Raw genomic sequence first — 20,044 nt, 5'->3', positions numbered from 1 at the left:
TTCCGCTTTTTTTGTTGTCTAAGTTGCAAGACAAGGTCCACGTGCAACATTCGACGACACTATATTCCGACATTCCATTCTTCGAAAAATTGTTCTAAAAACATTAGCATAAATTTATGTCTATCTTCTGCGATTTCTTTTCCTCTAACTGTATTCATTTGGTCTTTAAGTAATAATAACTTTTCATAAAAGTGATTAATCGCAGTATTAGGCTCATTATGATATTGATCTGCTGTTATCGTATTTAAATCTCTAGGTTTTGAATCTGTAATATGCATAGGTTCATTAAAATGACCTGCAAATTGAAATGTTCGAGCAATACCTATAGCACCTAAAGCGTCTATTCTGTCCGCATCTTGTACAACTTTACCAGCTAAACTATTAAGCTTACCTTTATTTTTGCCGCCTTTATAGCTGATGTATTTTAAAATATGAATGATTTCTTTTTGTATTTCAGTTGAAAGTTGTACTTTGTTCATCCATACGTATAAATTATCCCAAGCTTTATTGGCGTCTTTAAATAATTTGCTATCTACAGAATCATGGAGCAAACTTGCTAGTTCTACTATGAAAGTATTTACTTGTTCATGTTGAGCTATATCTAATGCAATATGCCTCACTCTCATAATGTGTTCAAAATCATGACCTGTTGTATCCTCTTTGTGTAATGAACGGACATGACGTTCAGCATCTTTTATAATCCATTGTTTATCCATATTATTTTCTCCTTAAAAAAATCCGGGACATAAATAATTGTCCCGGACTGTATATTATATTGGTAAAGGTGACTAAGTGGGACTACGAAACCTTTTTCACAAAATAAGATTTTTGTCTCACTCTCATATTGTTTAAAGAAGTGGTGTTAGCAATCGAGCTAAACCTTCTTTAAGTTTTATCCATGTACTTCTACTATCATATTTTTCAATAGTTAATGTTGAAGAATGTTTTATATCGTTTTGATATGCTAATCTTGATGATTCAGCTATTTCCTCATCATAAATGAATGCATTGACTTCAAAGTTTAATACGAAGCTTCTGTTATCCATATTAGCCGTACCGATACTTACAATTTCGTCGTCTATAACGACCATTTTTGAATGAATGAAACCTTTCTCATATATATGAACATTAACGCCGGCTTTTATTAATTCACCAACATTAGCGTAAGTAGCCCAATAAACAAAAGGATGATCTGGTTTATTAGGTACCATGACGTTCACATCTACACCAGATAATGCAGCTATTTTCACAGCGTCCAAGAATGATGAATCAGGTATAAAATATGGTGTTTGAATATAGATATTTTTTTTAGCTTCTGAAATCATTTTAAGATAACCATATTTGATTTGTTCCCAGTCTTCGTCGGGACCACTGGAAGCAATTTGTACACCAACTTTACCTCCAGATTCAACATCTGGGAAGTATCTTGATTCATAACGCATTTTGTCACGTGTTGATTGAGAGTTCCAATCCATCATAAATCTAAGTTGTAAGGCATTAACAGAGTCGCCTTCTAATCGTAAATGCGTATCTCTCCAATAACCGAACTTTTTATCTAGTCCTAAATATTCATCGCCAACATTAAATCCACCAACATAACCAACTTCGCCATCAATCACTACGATTTTTCTATGATTACGGTTGTTCATTCTAAAGTTAATGAGAGGTAATTTAGAAGGGAAGAAACTTGCCACTTCTCCGCCAATTTCTCTAAACTTTTTGAATGATGAAAGGTTAAGTTTACGTGAGCCCATATCATCATATAACATTTTGACTTCTAAGCCTTCGTGTAATTTCTTCTCGAGTTCGTTTAATATTTTTTTACCTAGATTGTCTTTTCTAAAAATATAATACTGAATATGTATGTAATGTTTAGCATTTCTAATATCTTCGATTAATGCATCGAATTTATCATTGCCATCAGTAAAAATTTCCACTTTATTATCAGTTGTTAAAAAGGCTGAATTATTGTATAAAAGCATATGAATTAAATGTTTATAATTCGCTATTTCTGGTTTATCTACTTCGAAATTATTTTCATCAATTGCTTTAAGTTGTTCATTAACAATATGTTCTAAACCTATTTTATCTTGTTCATCTAAATTAAAGATGCTTTTATTCTGAATTTGTCTACCAAATAATAAGTATAAAAAGAAACCGAGTAATGGTACGAATAATAATACTAACAACCATGCCCAAATTGCGCTCGCTTCTCTACGTTCTAGGAATATGATAACAAATCCAAATACAACGTTTAATATAAATGCCAATACCAATAGCACTGATATAATAAGAGAAAAATCAAATGAAAAATTTGGTGCAAAATTCATATCAATGCCTCCATTTCTGTATCTTTAAACTAGTATAATACATTTAAAATAAAAATGGAAAGGTTGTATTTGACCATTTTCATATATATACATATAATTAAACAAAATAGGTATATATATAAATCAATGTAAATAAATAAAAATATGATTAGGAGATGTTCATAATGAAAGAGCGTATCATAGATGTTGAAGGAATGAGTTGTGCTCATTGTAAACAAGCTGTAGAAGAATCAGTAGGGCAATTAATTGGTGTTAAAGAAGTTGTAGCAAGCCCTGAAGATAATCAAGTGCGTGTTGTATTTGAAGATCCAGCAAGCATAGATAATATTGAAAATGCAATTTTTGATGCAGGATATGAAGTTATTTAAGATATAAATGTTAAAATTTTAGTATAAATTAACAAAATATATAGAAAAATAACAAAATAGTCCATTTGAAGTATAGTCAAATACTATATAATAATGTAAAATGATAATAAGATATTTAATTTGAATAAGAGGTGGTACCCATGAAACAACCTAAGTCAAAGGTAAAGAATGTGGTCAAACTTTTATCATCATTAGGCGTAAACATAACAGAAACAAAGTCTCGCATTGAGATTATGCGCAGTTTACCAAACGTAGCTACAAATAAATTGAAATAATTGTTCAGTAGATTGTGTATAAATTGAGTTTGGAATAAATATCTCCAATCTCAAATAAGAAAGGATTTATTCATTAGGTTTTTATCTAATGAATAAATCCTTTTTTTATTTATCTTCTTTGACAACTGCAAATTTATCTTTTTCATGATAATAAATTGATAGGATAATACCTATGCCGGCCATAAGCGACCATAGTGAAGATCCACCGTAACTAATAAACGGTAAAGGTATACCTGTAATAGGTAACAACTGTATCGTCATACCAATATTTTGTACAACATGGAATAGTACAAATGTTAAATAACCAATGATGAAAATAGCATTGAACGGGTGCGAAGTAGTCGTTGCCAGTTTTATGAGATGGAAGAATAACATTAAAAATATTATAAGCACCGCTATTGTTCCAATAAAACCAAACTCTTCACCAATTATAGAGAAAATAAAATCGGTATGGTTTTCTGGTATATATACTTCGCCGTTATTCAGTCCTTTACCGAATATTTGGCCGGAACCGATTGCTTTTAAAGATTCTGTTAAATGATACCCGTCTCCAGAACTATATGTGTATGGATCTAACCAAGAATTAATACGTCCAAATTGATAAGTTTGAATGCCTGAAACTTTTTCAATGATACTTGGCTTATAAATCATTAGCAAAATAACACTAGATCCAAAAGCAAATAATGCTATAAACACTGGAGCCAAAATTCGCCACGTAACGCCTGATACGATAATAACACCTAAAATAATCGCTATTAAAACTAAAGTCGTCCCTAAATCGTTTTGGAACAAGATTAATCCCATTGGAACGAGAGAAGTTAAGAAGATTTTGAATAATAAATTAAAATCTCTTGTTATTGATTTATTATATGTAAACCTATTATGTTGGTAAACAACATTTGCTAACACCAATATTAATATAATTTTCATAAACTCGGATGGTTGAACACTTATTGGTCCAAGTCTGTACCAACTTTTAGCGCCATTAATAATCGGTGTAAAACTTGATTCAGGTGACACTATTAAACCAACTAAAGACAGGTTACCTAAGATGTAAACAATCCATACATATTTACGTATTGTTTTTGGCGATATAAATATTAAAATTATGGCCAAAATAAAGCCCATGGCATAATACAAAACTTGTTTTAACAAAAAGTTTGTTTCATATTGTCCACTAGACATTGCTGAATTGATAATTAAACAGCTTGTTGCAAATAGAAGAAGGACGATAAATATTAATCGCCAATCGATTCTTTGAATAAATGACTTATTTAATGTACGAGTAGAAGTTTCCATTAATATACTCCTTTAATTAACGCTAAATTACATATTTTCCATTATAACTCGATTGTACATAAGATGGTACAATTTTGCCATTTTCAAGAAGTTAATTTTTAAATTAAAGATGTAGAAAGGTGCAACAATCATTAAAAACATGATAAAATGTAGTCTACTAATTTACATGGGGGCGTCTTAATGTCTAAAGAAAATATATGTATCATTTATGGTGGGAAAAGCGCAGAACATGATGTATCTATTCTCACAGCACAAAATGTGATAAATGCAGTAGATTTAAATAAATATAACGTAGATATTATTTACATAACGAATGATGGTGATTGGATAAAAGGAGCAGAGTCCATCGATTATAAAATTGAAGATATTGAAAAGCTACGTCTTCAATCTGAAGAATTAACACCTATCTCAAGACTATTAGAACAAAGTAATCACGGTGAACCGTATAATGCGGTATTCCCATTATTACATGGACCTAATGGTGAAGACGGTACAATACAAGGTTTATTCGAAGTCTTAGATATACCTTATGTTGGAAACGGGGTACTAGCTGCGTCTAGTAGTATGGATAAATTAGTGATGAAACATTTATTTGCACATAGAGGATTACCTCAGTTACCATATGTCAGCTTTTTAAAAAGTGAATATGAAAAGTATGAACATAATATTATTGAACTTATACAAAACAAATTAGAATACCCAGTGTTCGTTAAACCAGCTAACTTAGGTTCAAGTGTTGGTATAAGTAAGTGTACAAATAAAGAAGAATTACTTGAAGGCATTAAAGAAGCTTTTCAATTCGATCGTAAACTTGTTATTGAGCAAGGTGTTGACGCGAGAGAAATAGAAGTTGCAGTATTGGGAAATGATTATCCTGAAACAACTTTACCTGGTGAAGTTGTAAAAGAAGTTCAATTCTACGATTATAAATCTAAATATCAGGATGGGAAGGCAAAACTTCAAATTCCTGCTGATATAGATGATGAAACTGCAACTACTCTACGTAATATGGCAATAGAAGCTTTCAAAGCAACTGATTGTTCTGGTTTAGCAAGAGCAGACTTCTTCTTAACAGAAGATAACACTATATATATAAATGAAACAAATGCAATGCCAGGCTTCACACAGTATAGTATGTATCCATTATTATGGGAAAACATGAATCTTAGCTATACTGAATTAATTACAAAGTTAATTGAACTTGCTATTGAGAGATATAATAGTAAAAAAGAAATTAAATACAAAATTGACTGAGGGTTATGCGTATGAAATTTAAATTAAGTAAAATAAAAGATTGGATAGATTGCGAAATTCAAGATGAATTTTTAGACACATATGTCGACGGTACTTGTATTGACTCTAGAAGCTTAACAAAAGGACAATTGTTCATTCCATTTAAAGGAGAAAACGTTGATGGACATCGTTTTGTTAAACAAGCTTTAGCTGATGGAGCAGGTGCTGCCTTTTGGCAAAAAGACATACCAAATCCACCTGAAGGTCCGATTATTCAAGTAGAAGATACTTTAAAAGCTCTTCAAGATTTAGCTAAAGCGTATTTAAAATATGTGAATCCAAAAGTTGTTGCTATAACTGGTTCAAATGGTAAGACAACAACTAAAGATATGGTAGAAAGTGTACTTCGTCAAAACTTCAAAGTAAAAAAAACACAAGGTAATTATAATAATGAAATTGGTTGCCCGCTTACGATATTGGATTTAGATGAAGACACTGAAGTTTCTATATTAGAAATGGGTATGAGCGGCTTTGGAGAAATAAGAGAATTAACGAAAATTGCACAACCAGATATTGCAATAATCACAAATATTGGCGAATCACATATGCAAGATTTAGGATCTAGAGAAGGAATAGCAAAAGCTAAATTCGAAATCGCTGAAGGTTTAAATGACAATGGCATCTTGATTTACGATGGTGATGAACCGTTACTTCAACCATTAGTTGCAGAATTAGATAAGTCATCAATTTCTGTTGGTCTCAATGATCAAAATAAAGTTAAAATATATACGAACCAAACTTCAAGTAGTGGTATTAACTTTAATTTGAATAATGAACATATTGTCTATCATTTAAATATATTAGGTGCACATAACGTGAAAAATGCAACATATGCTATTCAAGTCGCTAAGCAATTAGGTGTAACTGATGATGTTATACAAAATGCACTTGCAGATTTAACGATTACAGACATGAGAATGCAACAAATTGATACATCTCAATATGGTTTATTTATAAACGATGCTTATAATGCTAGTCCTACGAGCATGAAAGCAGCAATTGATACACTTCATAATATAGAACAAAAAGATAAAACAATTGTTTTAGCGGATGTATTAGAATTAGGTTCTATCAGTAAAGATATGCATGAACAAGTGGGATTATATTTTGAAGGTAAAGATATTCAAAGACTTTTAACTTATGGACAAGAAGCGGCGCATATTTATAATAAGGCACAAGGCTTTGTAACTGATGCTCGTCATTTTGAAAACAAAGAAGATATAAAAACATATTTAAGCAAACATTTAAATTCTGATTCTGTCACTTTATTTAAAGGTTCGAGAGGAATGTCACTTGAAACGATTATTGATGAACTAAAATGAAATTAGGCATACTTTTTTTACATGGGTACACAGGTGGCAGATACGAATTATTACCATTGATTGAGTATTTAAGTGAACGCTATGATTTTATGCTAGAAGCACCAGAATATCCAGGACATGGTTCACTTCTATTATTAAAAGGAACAGACGAAGATATGTGGTTCGAAAAAGCGAAACAATCATACGAGCTGCTAAGTAAAAAAGTAGATAAAATTGTTATAGTAGGCTTTTCTATGGGAGGAATCATTGCAGGGTTACTTGCTAAAATACATCCTCCAGACAAATTAGTTTTGATAGCGCCAGCTTATGAGAATGTTAATATTAAATATTTAGCTAAAAATCCATATAGATTTATTAATAACATGAGATACGCTGATGTTAAAATTTTAGAAATGATTCTCCTAAGAACAATTAGAATTAATTTTGAATCCTTTCTATCGTTTAAGAAATTACAACAAAGAGCTTTATATATACCAGAACAAATAGTTTCACCAACTTTAATTATACATGGTACAATAGATGGACTAGTACCAATTGAAAAATCTCGTCAATTAGTTAAAAGAATGAAAAATGCTAAATTGGTAGAAGTTGATAGAGGACCACATGAAATTTGTATATCAAAAGTTAATAAAACTGTTTTTTATGAAGTTGAAAAATTTATATTTAAAAATAAAAAAATATTTTAAAACTGGGCTAAACCCTTTTTTAGCGCAGTTTTTTTGCATTTTAATTAGTGAAAATTAAATGTAAACTACAGTTTTATCAGATTGCGCTATTGTAAAAAGGGTGGTAGTATATAGAAGTTGAATAAAAAAGACGAGAGAATTAACTATATAAAAGGAGAATTATTTTGCAAAAATTTAAAGAATTAGGTATTTCCGAAGCTACCTTAAACGCTTTGGACGGAATGGGATTTACTGAACCAACACCTATTCAAGTGGAGAGTATTCCACATACATTAAATGGTACAGATGTGTTAGGTCAAGCACAAACTGGTACAGGTAAAACAGGTGCTTTTGGTATTCCATTAATAGATAAAGTAGCCGACAAACAAGGCGTACAAGCATTAATACTTGCACCGACGCGTGAATTAGCAATGCAAGTAGCAGAACAATTACGTACCTTTAGTAAAGGTCAAAACGTAAATGTTATCACTGTATTTGGTGGTATGCCAATCGATAGACAAATTAAATCATTGAAAAAAGGACCTCAAATTGTAGTAGGTACTCCTGGACGTGTTATTGACCACTTAAATAGAAAAACGTTAAAAACAGATTCTATTACCACTTTAATATTAGATGAAGCAGATGAAATGATGAACATGGGCTTTATAGATGATATGAGATTTATAATGTCTAAACTTCCAAGTGAAAATCGTCAAACATTACTATTCTCTGCTACTATGCCTAAAGCAATTCAAGAATTAGTACAAAAATTCATGAAGAGCCCTAAAATCGTTAAGACGATGTCAAACGAACTTTCTGATCCTCAAATTGATGAATATTATACTATTGTTAAAGAACTTGAGAAGTTCGAAACTTTCACAAACTTACTAGACGTACAAAATCCAGAATTAGCAATTGTATTTGGCCGTACAAAGAGACGTGTAGATGAATTAACAAGTGCTTTAATCACTAAAGGTTATCGTGCTGAAGGTTTACACGGAGATATTACACAAGCTAAACGTTTAGAAGTATTGAAAAAATTCAAAAATGACCAAATTGATATTCTAGTTGCTACTGATGTAGCGGCACGTGGATTAGATATTTCTGGCGTAAGTCATGTTTATAACTTTGATATTCCTCAAGATACTGAAAGCTATACTCACCGTATTGGTCGTACAGGTAGAGCAGGTAAAAAAGGCGCTGCAGTAACATTTGTTAACCCAATTGAAATGGATTATATCCGTCAAATTGAAAAAGCAAACAAACGTCAAATGACTGCTTTACGTCCACCAACACCAGGTGAAGTAATGAAAGCAAAAGAATCAGATGTTAAAGATAAAGTTAAAAAATGGGTAGAAAACCCAATTGAAGGCCGTATCGAAAAAATTGCTGAAGAATTAATCAGTGAATACGGTAATCAAAAATTAGTAGCAGCTTTATTACAAGAATTAATTAAATCTAATGATGAGGCTGACGTACAATTAACATTTGAGAAACCATTATCTAAAAAATCAGGTTACAAAGGTAAACAAGGCAACCGCAGTGGTGGCGGTAGTCGTGGTAAATCTAGAACTAGATTTGATGGCAAAAACAAACGTCGTAGCAATGATAAAAACAATAATTTTGATCGTAATAAAGGTAAAAATAATAAACCTAGTAAACCACGTTCAAAAAAACAATTCTCAGGTAGAACATTCGCTGAGCATTCAAAATAATAATTAAAAAAGACGCATAATCTCAAAGGTTATGCGTCTTTTTTTATGATATAATACACCTAAATTGTAATGGAGAAGGAGATAGTATGTATAAAAAAGTTTTAGATAACAAAATGCCAAAGCAATCTATAAAATATGATTATATCGATCATTGTATTTCAATTGTTTTTTTAATTTTGTTATACAGTGTTTTTATTTGGTTATGGCAAAGGTTTGATTGGTGGCATTTTCTAATTTATCCTGTTACAGCCTTATTGGTAATCATAATTGTTTTAGGTTTTATAAATCCGATTATACGATTGAAGCGAACTTCATTTGAAATAAGTGAACACTCAATTGAAATTCAAAAAGGGTTATACTATCAAAAGCGTTCAGTACAGCCTATTAATAGAATTCAATTTATTGAAATTGAACATGGACCAATTTCTAGAAGATTTAATATATATTTCGTTGTAGTCGTAACAGCGGGCAGTAGAATCAGACTACCAATGGTTAATCGAAAATTAGCCGAAGAAACAAGGAAGAAAATCATTACTAAAGTAAAAGAGGTGACAGATGATGTTTAATCCTCAAAAATTACATCCAATCTCATATGTCAGTGGACTATTACAATCTATAAAATCCAATTTATTCCCTTTAATTATAGGTATCTTTTTAGTAATTAGAAGTGGATTCGATAATATTTTCGAGTTAATATTTCCAGGGGCTATCTTAATTTTTTCAGTATTGGGCACAATTACTAAAAGTATTAAAATATACAAAACAAGATATTGGATTGAAAATGACCAACTTATTATGACATGGGGCGTTTTTTCTAAAAATAGAAAAGAACTAAACATTGCACGTATACAATCTATGGATACATCTCAAAATATAGTCCATCAAATATTAGGTGGTGTTAATCTAAGTGTAAAAACTGCAAGTGATGGTATAGAACTAGATACGGTCACTAAAAAACAAAGCGATGATTTATCTAATTACATAAAAGAAAGAAAAAATAAAATTAAAAATGCAAATAGTAAAGTTAGTGATAATGATGCTGATTTAAATGATGAACATAAAGAAGAACGAAATGAAAATGAACAAGAAACGATAAATGAGAAAGAAGATGTCGTTTTCTACAGATTATCAGTAAAAGAATTATTGAAAATGAGTTTTACAAGTGGTGGTATTTTAATAGTGTTCGCAGCTTTAGGGTCACTGTATGGCTTTTTAGCACAAGTTATGGATGTCGAAGCATTAATAGATCCGCTTATTAACCAATTTGTTAATTTAACAGTTATTATGGTAAGTTTAGGCGTAATATTTGTTATATTGAGTTATATTATTGGTTCATTAATTGTCTTTGTTAAGAACTTTAGGTATCAGCTAACGTTTGACGGAGAACTTTTAACTGTAAAATACGGATTGTTAACAGTTAAGAAAAGAACAGTACCAATTACAAGAATTCAAGCATTGAAAGAAGAAGAAACACTTTTTAGAAGAATGATTGGTTATACTAAAATTTCTGCAATTATAACGACAGACGGTAATTTTGAAAATGCTGAAGAGTTAGATGTTACACATGTAACGATATTACCATTTTTAAAGAAACAGAAAGCATACAAGTTACTTGAAGAAATTATTCCACAATTTCAATTTAAACCAGTAAAACAAGGATTACCATTACAAGGAATTAGAAGAAGAATTTTTATTCCAAGCTTATTTATTATCGCTATTGTATTACCTATACAAATATACTTATGGTCATACACTTGGATTATAGGAGCGGCAATTATTTTAATCATGTTATTATATGCGACTGTTCAAACTACAAAATCCGGATTTAAAGTATTTGATGATTCGATTAGTATTTTAAATGCATCGCCATTTGAATATGAAACAATTTGGGCAAATAGAGATAAAATTTTAACGTATGAGTTAAGCGAAAATCCTATTATTAAAAGAAAAGATATAGCACATTTTAATATTCATCTTGCATATGGTAATGGAATGTTGTCTAAAGGCTTGAGATTTATTAATAAAAAAGACGCTATCGATATTTATAATTGGTATAAGGAAAAGGAGGTAAGTGAAGATGCTTCCTAAACATAAAATGAATCCAAAAGGAAAAACAGTTGAACGAATAGGTACTCTGATTACTTTAGCAATAATTTTAATCATAACAATCGCTATGTTTGTCGTACTTAAATTGTGGTTAACAGATATTTCGAAATGGTTTATATTAATTCCTATTGGAATAGGTTTGATTATTGGTATATATGGCTTAATCATTCAACCATATTATATGTACCGCAATTTCCGTTATGACATAACAAATGATGAAGTAAATATTAAATCAGGTATTTTTATGATTGAAGAATCGACAATACCGATGGGTAGAATTCAGAATGTTGACTTGTATGAAGGTTTTTTCATGAGAAAATTTAACTTAGCTAGTATTTCATTATCTACTGCAGGTGGAAATAGCGGATTAAAATATTTAAAAGTTGATATAGCAAACGAAATTAAACGTTCTATACAAAATAGAATTGATGATAATAAAGATGAATATGAAAATGAAGGTGAAAACGTATGATTCACGGAGTAGGGATTGATTTAATTGAGATTGACCGCATTCGTGATTGGTATAATAAACGACCATCAATGGCACAAAAAATACTCACAGATGATGAAATAGAAATTTTTAATAACATTTCTTTAGAAGATAGGAAAGTAGAATTTTTGGCAGGTAGATTTGCTGTAAAGGAAGCTTTTACTAAAGCAATGGGAACAGGTATAGGAAAAGATTATGGATTTCATTCTGTTAATTGTTTACCTGATTCAAAAGGGAAACCGAATATTAAATGTGAGGGATTTATAACGCATGTTTCCATTGCACATACTCAATCGTACGCGGAAGCATTTGTTGTAGTAGAAGTGGATAATAGTAAGCAAGAATAACAGCGATATGATAAAATACAAATATTATACAAGGAGGTGCTTTGCTGTTGTCCGAAAAATATTATAGGCCAACTTATATCAACGTTGATCTACCAGCGATTCTAGAAAATTATCAAGCAGTAGGCCGTTTACACCCAAATAAAAAGATTATGGCGGTAGTTAAAGCTAATGGATATGGATTAGGAAGTGTGCCAATAGCAACATATCTTATGAATGAAGGGGTAGACTTTTTTGCTGTTGCTACTTTAGACGAAGCAATAGAACTGAGAATGCATGGTATTAAAGCTAAGATTCTAGTATTAGGTGTAATCAGCACTCAAGATATTAATAAAGCAGTTCAACATAGAGTAGCAGTAACGGTGCCATCAGAAGAATGGTTATCAAGTGCAATTGAATATTTAAATGATGAAACAGATAAGCCACTTTGGATGCATGTTAAAATAGATACAGGAATGGGTAGAATCGGACTGAGAAGTATCGAATCATACCAACATGTCATTAATACGATTGAAACGAATGAACGTTTAATTTTTGAAGGTGTTTATACCCATTTTGCATCTGCTGATGAACCAAATGACTTTTCTGAACAACAATATAATTTATTCGAGAAATTTGTAGAATCTTCACATACTCCAGAGTATGTTCATGCTCAAAATTCTGCTGGTGCTTTAAGATATGACGCTTCTATTTGTACTGCTGTAAGGTTTGGTATTTCACTATATGGATATTATCCATCACAATATATACAAGAAATTTCAAACTTGAAATTAAAGCCAGCAGCACAACTTGTAACAGAAGTTGTTCAAACTAAATATCTCGAAGCAGGCGATACTGTTAGTTATGGAGCAACGTACACGACCTCAGAAAAAACGAAAGTAGCAACTTTGCCTATTGGTTATGCAGACGGTTATTTAAGAAAAATGCAAAATACGTATGTTAATGTCAATGGTTCTCAGTGCCCTGTAATAGGTAGAGTTTGCATGGATCAAACAATGATTAAAGTACCTGATGATGTAGAAGTTGGAGATAAGGTTATTCTCATGGATAACGATATTGATTCGGAACAGTCAGCTGAAAAAATTGCAAACGCTTTAGATACAATAAATTATGAGGTGCTTTGTAATCTGAAAAAACGATTACCACGTATATATTACGCAGGTGAAAATAGTGAAATTACAAATGAATTACTAAAATGATATAGTCAAAACTAAATACATTTGTTATGATATTAATAACTTAATTTTCATAATTTTAACGCTTAATTAATCTGGAGGTATTTGTTATGACATCGTTAACACAAAATCGCAATCAAAGTTTAGAACAAACACTGAAAGAAGGATACCGTTATATGGCTGATTTAAATCTCTCCCTTGCGTCTGAAGCATATTATAGTGAATGTGAAGCTTGTGATTCTAATGAGTCACACTTAACTTCTCAACAAGGTGAATAAATGAGAAGAGGAGATGTATATCTCGCAGATCTTTCTCCAGTAACTGGTTCTGAACAAGGGGGAACAAGACCAGTCGTTATTATACAAAATGACACAGGTAATAGATATAGTCCGACTGTTATTGTAGCAGCGATTACTGGGAAGATTAATAAAGCTAAAATACCTACACATGTAGAAATTGAAGCAGCGAAATATAAACTAGATAGAGATTCAGTTATTTTGCTAGAACAAATTAGAACAATCGATAAGAAACGGTTGAAAGAAAAATTAACATATTTATCTGATGCAAAGATGAAAGAGGTTGATTCTGCAATTGCAATTAGCCTCAATCTCACTTTGCAATATAAATTTGATACATTAGGTAATACATAGGATATTGAATATATGTTTTAGAAGAATTATACATCTTTTAAAGCAACAATCGCTTTAGGATTAGCCTAAAGCTTTTTTAGTCTTTTAGAAACGAGGTGACTTTGTGTCAGAGCAGAAGAAGCAATATTATCAACAATTATTGTTAGAATACGTAAATACTTCAAATGATGATATTCTATCAAATTGCCAAACTTATTCTAATGAAGCAATTGAAGATAATGTTTCGCCAGAAGAAATCGTGCAATTGCATTTAGAAATCATTCGCAATCAAAATGATTTAACAAAACAACAGATTGTAAGTTCTTTTGACGTATTAATAGAAGTAATCATTGGCTATGGTTTCACATATAGAGACTATAAGAAATTGTTAAACAAGATTAAAATTCATGATAAGGAAATGGATGTGGCGTCAAGTCTACAACAAACGATGCTGAAACCCCAAATCCCTCAGTTTGATAGCATTCAAATTGGGGCAATTTCTGTGCCAGCACAAAGAGTAAGTGGAGATTACTTCAATTTGATTGACCATAATGATGGCACAATGAGCTTTGCAGTGGCAGATGTTATAGGGAAAGGTATTCCTGCAGCACTTGCGATGAGTATGATTAAATTTGGAATGGACTCATACGGCCATTCTCAATTACCAAGTGATGGTTTAAAACGTTTAAACCGAGTAGTCGAAAAAAAACGTTAACCAAAATATGTTTGTCACGATGTTTTATGGACTTTATGAGGAAATTAATAATATGCTTTATTATAGCTCTGCTGGTCATGAACCTGGTTATATATACAGAGATCAAACTGGAGAGTTTGAGGAAATGACCGAAAGAGGAATTGTACTTGGTGTAAATAAACATACAAGGTATAAACAAAGCGAAATTAAAATTGAATTGCAAGATATGATTATAGTATTTACAGATGGCGTTACTGAATTAAGAGATCAGCAAAATGAATTCATCAAAACTAAAGATTTACTTAATATGATAAAAGAACATAAACAGTTACATCCACAAGATATCGTACAAATACTATATGAAGAGCTTGTGAAGCTTCAAAATCCTAACAAACGAGATGACTTAACGATATTAATTGTAAAACGTGTAAAATAATAAGATTAATATTAAATATATAGGGTAGATATTAATGATGAAAGTCTAATATAAGTAGGGGTGTAAGGAAGAATGAATCTTAACATTGAAACAACAGAACATGAAAATTATTACGAAATAAAGGTTGGCGGTGAATTAGATGTATACACTGCGCCAGAACTACAAGAAGTTTTACAACCAATTAGACAAAAAGGAACTCATGATATACATGTAAACTTGCAAGATGTGAGTTATTTAGATTCTACCGGTTTAGGTTTATTTGTTGGCACATTAAAATCATTAAACGAGCATGGGAAATCTTTATATGTACTCGGCGTATCAGAAAGAATTGAAAGATTATTTGAAATTACGGGTCTTAAAGAACTCATGCATGTCAACAAGGGAACGGAGGTAAAATAAAATGACATCTAACTATGATTATATAGAGATGAGATTTCCTGCAGCAGCGGAATACGTAGGACTAGTAAGATTAACATTATCTGGTGTCTTCAATCGTGCTGGTGCTTCATATGAAGATATAGAAGACTCAAAAATTGCAGTATCAGAAGCGGTCACAAACGCAGTGAAACATGCTTATAGTGATAAAGTTGATGGAGAAATACTTATCGGTTATCTTGTATATACAGATAAAATTGAAATTATCGTTTCTGATTCAGGTAAAAGCTTTAACTATGAAGAAGCCAAAAAAGTGTTAGGTCCATATCAAGAAAGTGATAATGTTAATTTCATGAGACAAGGCGGATTAGGTTTGTTTCTTATTGAATCATTAATGGATGAAGTGAGTGTTCAAAAAGACGCTGGTGTTACAATAAGTATGATAAAGTATTTATCTAAAGAGCAGGTGCAAACACATGACGGAAGAGTCCAAAGCTTATAAAGAAGTTTCACCAAATGAAATAAATGCATGGATTGCAGACTATCAGGAAAATAATAATAATGATGCTCAAGAAAAACTTGTATTACATTATCAAAAGTTAATCGAATCATTAGCTTATAGATATTCTAAAGGTCAAGCACACCATGAAGATCTCGTTCAAGTAGGTATGGTCGGGTTGTTAGGCGCAATTAAAAGATTTGATACATCGTTCGAGCGTAAATTCGAAGCTTTTTTAGTGCCGACAGTAATTGGTGAAATTAAAAGATATCTTAGAGACAAAACATGGAGTGTACACGTTCCTAGAAGAATTAAAGAAATTGGCCCAAAGATTAAAAGAGCTAATGAAGAGTTAACGAATGAATTAGGTCGTTCGCCTAAAATTATTGAAATTGCAAATAGGTTAGAAGTAACAGAAGAAGATGTATTAGAAGCTATGGAAATGGGACAAAGTTATAATGCATTGAGTGTCGACCACACTATTGAAGCAGATAAAGATGGATCGACTGTTACGCTGTTAGATATAATGGGAGATTCAGAAGAAGGTTACGATTTAACTGAAAAAAGAATGATACTTGAAAAAATTCTACCAATATTAACAGAGCGTGAACGGGAAATCATTCAATACACGTTTATAACAGGCTTGAGTCAGAAAGAAACTGGAGAAAAAATTGGACTTAGCCAGATGCATGTTTCTAGATTACAAAGAACGGCAATTAAAAAGTTGCAAGAAGCAGCCATGAAGTAAATAAACTATAACGATAGAGAGTCTGGGACATTTATTTATGTCTCGGACTTTTTTATATTAATAATAAGTTAGCAATAATTTCAACTTCGTGATTTATGTTAAAATAAATTATAAACATTTTTAGGAGGCAACTATGAATCAAGAATTGATTAACATTATAAAAAATAACCATCCGTTTTCAGAAAAACAAATTAAAACAGTTCTAGAATTGCTAGAAGATAAGAATACAGTTCCTTTTATTGCGAGATACAGAAAAGAACTAACAGGTGGATTAGATGAAGTTGAAATCAAACTTATAGAAACTGAATATAATTATGCTGTTAATTTACAGAAACGAAAAGAAGAAGTTATACGACTTATCGATGAACAAGGGTTGCTTACTGAAGATTTAAAAAATGATATTTTAAAACAAACAAAACTTCAAAGAATAGAAGACTTGTATCGTCCATTTAAGAAAAAGAAAAAAACGAGAGCAACAGAAGCAAAAAGAAAAGGGCTTGAGCCTTTAGCAACATGGATTATTAAAGGCGAAGATACACATACACTTGAAGATGAAGCGGCTCAATATATTACTGAAGAAGTTAAATCAGAAAAAGATGCTATTAAAGGTGCACAAGATATAATCGCCGAAATTGTCTCTGATGAACCAAAATACCGAAAATACATATTAAATCAAATTGAAACTCAAGGTAAACTGGTAACTGAGAAAAAGAAAAAAGCAGAAGATGAAAAAAATATATTTGAAATGTATTACGAATATGAAGAGCCTATAAAAAAAATCGTACCTCATAGAGTGTTGGCAATTAATCGTGGCGAAACAGAAGGTGTACTAAAAGTAAGTTTTGATATAGACCAAGAAAAGTTAGAGTCATATTTGATAAAACAATATATTGGTGAAAAGCATAAACATTTTGAAGTTATAAAAGAAGCAATACAAGATGGTTTAAAACGTTTAATATTACCATCTATAGAAAGAGAAATAAGAACTGAATTAACTCAAAAAGCTGAAAATCATGCTATTGAAATTTTCTCTGAGAATTTGAAAAACTTATTATTACAACCTCCATTGAAAGGTAAAAAGATATTAGGACTAGATCCAGCCTATAGAACTGGTTGTAAATTAGCAGTAATAAATGAGTACGGTTCATTTGTAGATAAGAATGTAATTTATCCTCATCCACCAGTATCTAAAATAGAACAATCGGAAAAAGTATTTTTAGATATGGTTAATAAGCATCAGATTGAACTGGTTGCTATAGGTAATGGTACTGCAAGTAGAGAGTCGGAACAATTTGTGGCAGAAATGATTAAAAAACATAACTTATCTTGTCAGTTTATAATTGTTAACGAAGCGGGAGCATCAGTATATTCAGCTTCGGAAGTTGCACGTGAAGAATTCCCAGACTTTAAAGTTGAGGAAAGAAGTGCAGTGTCAATAGGTAGACGTGTACAAGATCCATTGAGTGAATTAGTGAAGATTGATCCTAAATCAATAGGTGTAGGACAATATCAGCATGACGTTAATCAAAAGAGTTTATCAGAAACTTTAAAATTCGTTGTAGAAACTGCTGTAAACCAAGTTGGTGTTGATGTAAACACGGCTTCACCATCATTATTAAGTTATGTATCTGGTTTGAGCAATACTGTAGCGCATAATATTATCAAGTTTAGAGAAGAGCAAGGCGCTATAAAACATCATTCTGAAATTGCAAAAGTACCTAGATTAGGTAATAAGACATTTGAACAAAGTATCGGTTTCTTAAGAATTTTAGAAGGTACAGAACCTTTAGACAAAACTGCTATACATCCAGAAAGTTATGAAGCAGCTTATGAATTAATTAAATATGTAGGGTTATCTAAAGAAGATATAGGAACAGATAACTTAAAAGAAAAATTAAATAAAATAGAATTAAATGAAACGAGTGAGAAACTAAATATAGGTGTGCCTACATTAGAAGATATCATTTCTTCACTAATTGCACCTCTTAGGGACCCACGTAATCAGTTTGAAACACCAATTCTGAAATCAGATGTTTTATCCATGGAAGATTTAAAACCAAATATGGCATTAAGTGGTACTGTAAGAAATGTAGTAGATTTCGGTGCATTCGTAGATGTAGGAGTTAAACAAGATGGTTTAGTTCATATATCTAAATTATCTAAAGGTTTTGTAAAACATCCAATGAATATTGTTAGTGTTGGAGATATTGTAGATGTATGGGTGTTAGATGTTAATCTAGAAAAACAAAAAGTATCACTAACAATGATAGATCCTAATGGAAAATAATGAACTACAAGAACTTGTTTCACAAATTTCGTTGGAGTATTTTCAAAAGCCCTTTAAACATCAAGCAATATTTAATAAACGTTTAAGAACAACGGGTGGGCGATATCTACTTAATTCACATAATATAGAAATTAATCCAGAACAACTTAATCATTTCGGTGAAAAAGCACTAATTGATATTATTAAACATGAACTTTGCCACTATCATCTACATATAGAAGGTAAAGGATATCAACATAGAGATAAAGATTTTAAGCAGTTAATACAATTAGTAGATGCACCGAGATTTTGTAAACCTATTAAAAGTTATGATGAACGAGCTAATTATGTATATACATGTACTAAATGTAAATTGAAATTTAAAAGAATCAAAAAGGTAAATACACAGAAATATAGATGTGGACAATGTGGTGGAAAGTTAAAAATAGTATCAAAAATAAACTAAAGGAAAGTACTACACTAGAAATTTGAAGTGTAGTACTTTTTTTATAAAAAAACGTACAAAAGTTGTTGACGAAATTAGAAATCCGTCGTATGATAATAAACGTTGCTTAAACAAAACGAACCAAAACGTTAAGGCAATTTCAAGAAAGTAAAATTACATTAAAAAGTTAAACTAAATTGTTGACTTTGTAAACATTAAGTAATATAATTAATGACAGTCACTTAAATAAGAAATTGATTGAAAGAGCTGCAAACCATGCGCGGTCGTGGCGGAATGGCAGACGCGCTAGGTTGAGGGCCTAGTGGGAGAAATCCCGTGGAGGTTCAACTCCTCTCGGCCGCACCATTCATCAATTTAAATCGAATAAGCGGGTGTAGTTTAGTGGTAAAACCTCAGCCTTCCAAGCTGATGATGTCGGTTCGATTCCGATCACCCGCTCCATAAAATTTTTAAAATGAACATTGAAAACTGAATGACAATATGTCAACGTTAATTCCAATAATTTGAGTACTGAAAGTACTTCAAAGAGTGATTGGCTTAACCAATCAA

21 protein-coding genes, 2 tRNA genes and 1 pseudogene are annotated in these 20,044 nt (G+C 31.3%); 21 read left to right on the top strand and 3 right to left on the bottom strand.

Annotation, left to right across the window (positions count from 1 at the left end):
* Window positions 1–59: 59 nt before the first annotated feature.
* Window positions 60–716 (bottom strand): HD domain-containing protein, encoded by a 657-nt coding sequence (locus CD135_RS05020; protein WP_103268926.1) that lies wholly within the window; start codon window positions 714–716, stop codon window positions 60–62.
* A 132-nt stretch (window positions 717–848) separates the two neighbouring features.
* The gene (gene cls, locus CD135_RS05015) at window positions 849–2,330 is read right to left on the bottom strand and encodes a cardiolipin synthase (RefSeq protein ID WP_103268925.1); all 1,482 of its coding nucleotides are present in this window, start codon (window positions 2,328–2,330) and stop codon (window positions 849–851) included.
* A 164-nt stretch (window positions 2,331–2,494) separates the two neighbouring features.
* On the opposite strand from cls, the gene CD135_RS05010 reads away from it, so the two are divergent.
* Entirely contained in the window at window positions 2,495–2,698 is a 204-nt protein-coding gene (locus tag CD135_RS05010) for a copper ion binding protein (protein ID WP_016999705.1), read from the top strand.
* Window positions 2,699–2,838: 140 nt separating this feature from the next.
* Window positions 2,839–2,973 (top strand): Lmo0850 family protein, encoded by a 135-nt coding sequence (locus CD135_RS13170; RefSeq protein ID WP_016999704.1) that lies wholly within the window; start codon window positions 2,839–2,841, stop codon window positions 2,971–2,973.
* A gap of 105 nt (window positions 2,974–3,078) precedes the next feature.
* Here the strand turns inward: CD135_RS13170 and CD135_RS05005 are convergent, their stop codons facing one another.
* Window positions 3,079–4,272, bottom strand: coding sequence for an FtsW/RodA/SpoVE family cell cycle protein (locus CD135_RS05005; RefSeq protein WP_103268924.1), 1,194 nt, complete (start codon window positions 4,270–4,272; stop codon window positions 3,079–3,081).
* Between the two features lie 180 nt (window positions 4,273–4,452).
* Between CD135_RS05005 and CD135_RS05000 the strand changes: the two genes are divergently transcribed.
* The 19 genes and pseudogenes from CD135_RS05000 (at window position 4,453) to CD135_RS04910 (ending at window position 19,936) form a co-directional block, all read left to right on the top strand.
* A complete protein-coding gene (locus CD135_RS05000) occupies window positions 4,453–5,526 on the top strand; it encodes a D-alanine--D-alanine ligase (protein ID WP_064204146.1) in 1,074 nt (357 codons plus the stop codon).
* 11 nt (window positions 5,527–5,537) lie between these two features.
* Window positions 5,538–6,887: a UDP-N-acetylmuramoyl-tripeptide--D-alanyl-D-alanine ligase gene (locus tag CD135_RS04995; protein WP_103268923.1), complete on the top strand. Its 1,350-nt coding sequence runs from the start codon at window positions 5,538–5,540 to the stop codon at window positions 6,885–6,887.
* The gene (locus CD135_RS04990) at window positions 6,884–7,573 is read left to right on the top strand and encodes an alpha/beta hydrolase (protein WP_064204144.1); all 690 of its coding nucleotides are present in this window, start codon (window positions 6,884–6,886) and stop codon (window positions 7,571–7,573) included. Before CD135_RS04995 ends, CD135_RS04990 begins: the two co-directional genes overlap by 4 nt.
* A 164-nt stretch (window positions 7,574–7,737) precedes the next feature.
* The gene (gene cshA, locus CD135_RS04985) at window positions 7,738–9,267 is read left to right on the top strand and encodes a degradosome RNA helicase CshA (protein ID WP_064210827.1); all 1,530 of its coding nucleotides are present in this window, start codon (window positions 7,738–7,740) and stop codon (window positions 9,265–9,267) included.
* An 86-nt stretch (window positions 9,268–9,353) separates the two neighbouring features.
* Window positions 9,354–9,833 (top strand): PH domain-containing protein, encoded by a 480-nt coding sequence (locus tag CD135_RS04980; RefSeq protein WP_016999698.1) that lies wholly within the window; start codon window positions 9,354–9,356, stop codon window positions 9,831–9,833.
* Window positions 9,823–11,355, top strand: a complete 1,533-nt coding sequence (locus CD135_RS04975; protein WP_103268922.1) for a PH domain-containing protein — start codon at window positions 9,823–9,825, stop codon at window positions 11,353–11,355. Before CD135_RS04980 ends, CD135_RS04975 begins: the two co-directional genes overlap by 11 nt.
* Window positions 11,345–11,845 (top strand): PH domain-containing protein, encoded by a 501-nt coding sequence (locus CD135_RS04970; protein ID WP_064204141.1) that lies wholly within the window; start codon window positions 11,345–11,347, stop codon window positions 11,843–11,845. The genes CD135_RS04975 and CD135_RS04970 overlap by 11 nt, the downstream gene beginning before the upstream one ends.
* Window positions 11,842–12,210 carry a holo-ACP synthase gene (acpS, locus tag CD135_RS04965; protein WP_064204140.1) on the top strand — a complete coding sequence of 123 codons (369 nt, stop codon included), beginning with the start codon at window positions 11,842–11,844 and terminating at the stop codon, window positions 12,208–12,210. The genes CD135_RS04970 and acpS overlap by 4 nt, the downstream gene beginning before the upstream one ends.
* A gap of 47 nt (window positions 12,211–12,257) precedes the next feature.
* Window positions 12,258–13,406 carry an alanine racemase gene (alr, locus tag CD135_RS04960; protein ID WP_103268921.1) on the top strand — a complete coding sequence of 383 codons (1,149 nt, stop codon included), beginning with the start codon at window positions 12,258–12,260 and terminating at the stop codon, window positions 13,404–13,406.
* An 86-nt stretch (window positions 13,407–13,492) separates the two neighbouring features.
* Entirely contained in the window at window positions 13,493–13,660 is a 168-nt protein-coding gene (gene mazE, locus CD135_RS04955; RefSeq protein WP_016999693.1) for a type II toxin-antitoxin system antitoxin MazE, read from the top strand.
* A complete protein-coding gene (locus CD135_RS04950) occupies window positions 13,661–14,032 on the top strand; it encodes a type II toxin-antitoxin system PemK/MazF family toxin (protein ID WP_016999692.1) in 372 nt (123 codons plus the stop codon).
* 103 nt (window positions 14,033–14,135) lie between these two features.
* Window positions 14,136–15,141 (top strand): annotated as a pseudogene (locus CD135_RS04945) (SpoIIE family protein phosphatase).
* A 72-nt stretch (window positions 15,142–15,213) separates the two neighbouring features.
* Window positions 15,214–15,540 carry an anti-sigma factor antagonist gene (locus CD135_RS04940; protein ID WP_016999690.1) on the top strand — a complete coding sequence of 109 codons (327 nt, stop codon included), beginning with the start codon at window positions 15,214–15,216 and terminating at the stop codon, window positions 15,538–15,540.
* 1 nt (window position 15,541) lies between these two features.
* Window positions 15,542–16,018, top strand: a complete 477-nt coding sequence (gene rsbW, locus CD135_RS04935) for an anti-sigma B factor RsbW (protein WP_016999689.1) — start codon at window positions 15,542–15,544, stop codon at window positions 16,016–16,018.
* Window positions 15,993–16,763: an RNA polymerase sigma factor SigB gene (gene sigB, locus CD135_RS04930; RefSeq protein WP_103268920.1), complete on the top strand. Its 771-nt coding sequence runs from the start codon at window positions 15,993–15,995 to the stop codon at window positions 16,761–16,763. Before rsbW ends, sigB begins: the two co-directional genes overlap by 26 nt.
* A gap of 133 nt (window positions 16,764–16,896) precedes the next feature.
* Window positions 16,897–19,050: a Tex family protein gene (locus CD135_RS04925; protein WP_103268919.1), complete on the top strand. Its 2,154-nt coding sequence runs from the start codon at window positions 16,897–16,899 to the stop codon at window positions 19,048–19,050.
* Entirely contained in the window at window positions 19,040–19,495 is a 456-nt protein-coding gene (locus CD135_RS04920) for a SprT family protein (protein WP_103268918.1), read from the top strand. Before CD135_RS04925 ends, CD135_RS04920 begins: the two co-directional genes overlap by 11 nt.
* Before the next feature lie 259 nt (window positions 19,496–19,754).
* Window positions 19,755–19,840: transfer RNA gene (locus tag CD135_RS04915), tRNA-Leu, on the top strand.
* Window positions 19,841–19,862: 22 nt separating this feature from the next.
* Window positions 19,863–19,936 (top strand) — tRNA-Gly (locus CD135_RS04910).
* The last annotated feature ends 108 nt before the right edge of the window (window positions 19,937–20,044 follow it).

It is taken from the genome of Mammaliicoccus lentus (assembly GCF_002902755.1).
Taxonomy (GTDB): Bacteria; Bacillota; Bacilli; order Staphylococcales; family Staphylococcaceae; genus Mammaliicoccus; species Mammaliicoccus lentus.
This window is presented reverse-complemented; position numbering and strand designations above follow the sequence as displayed.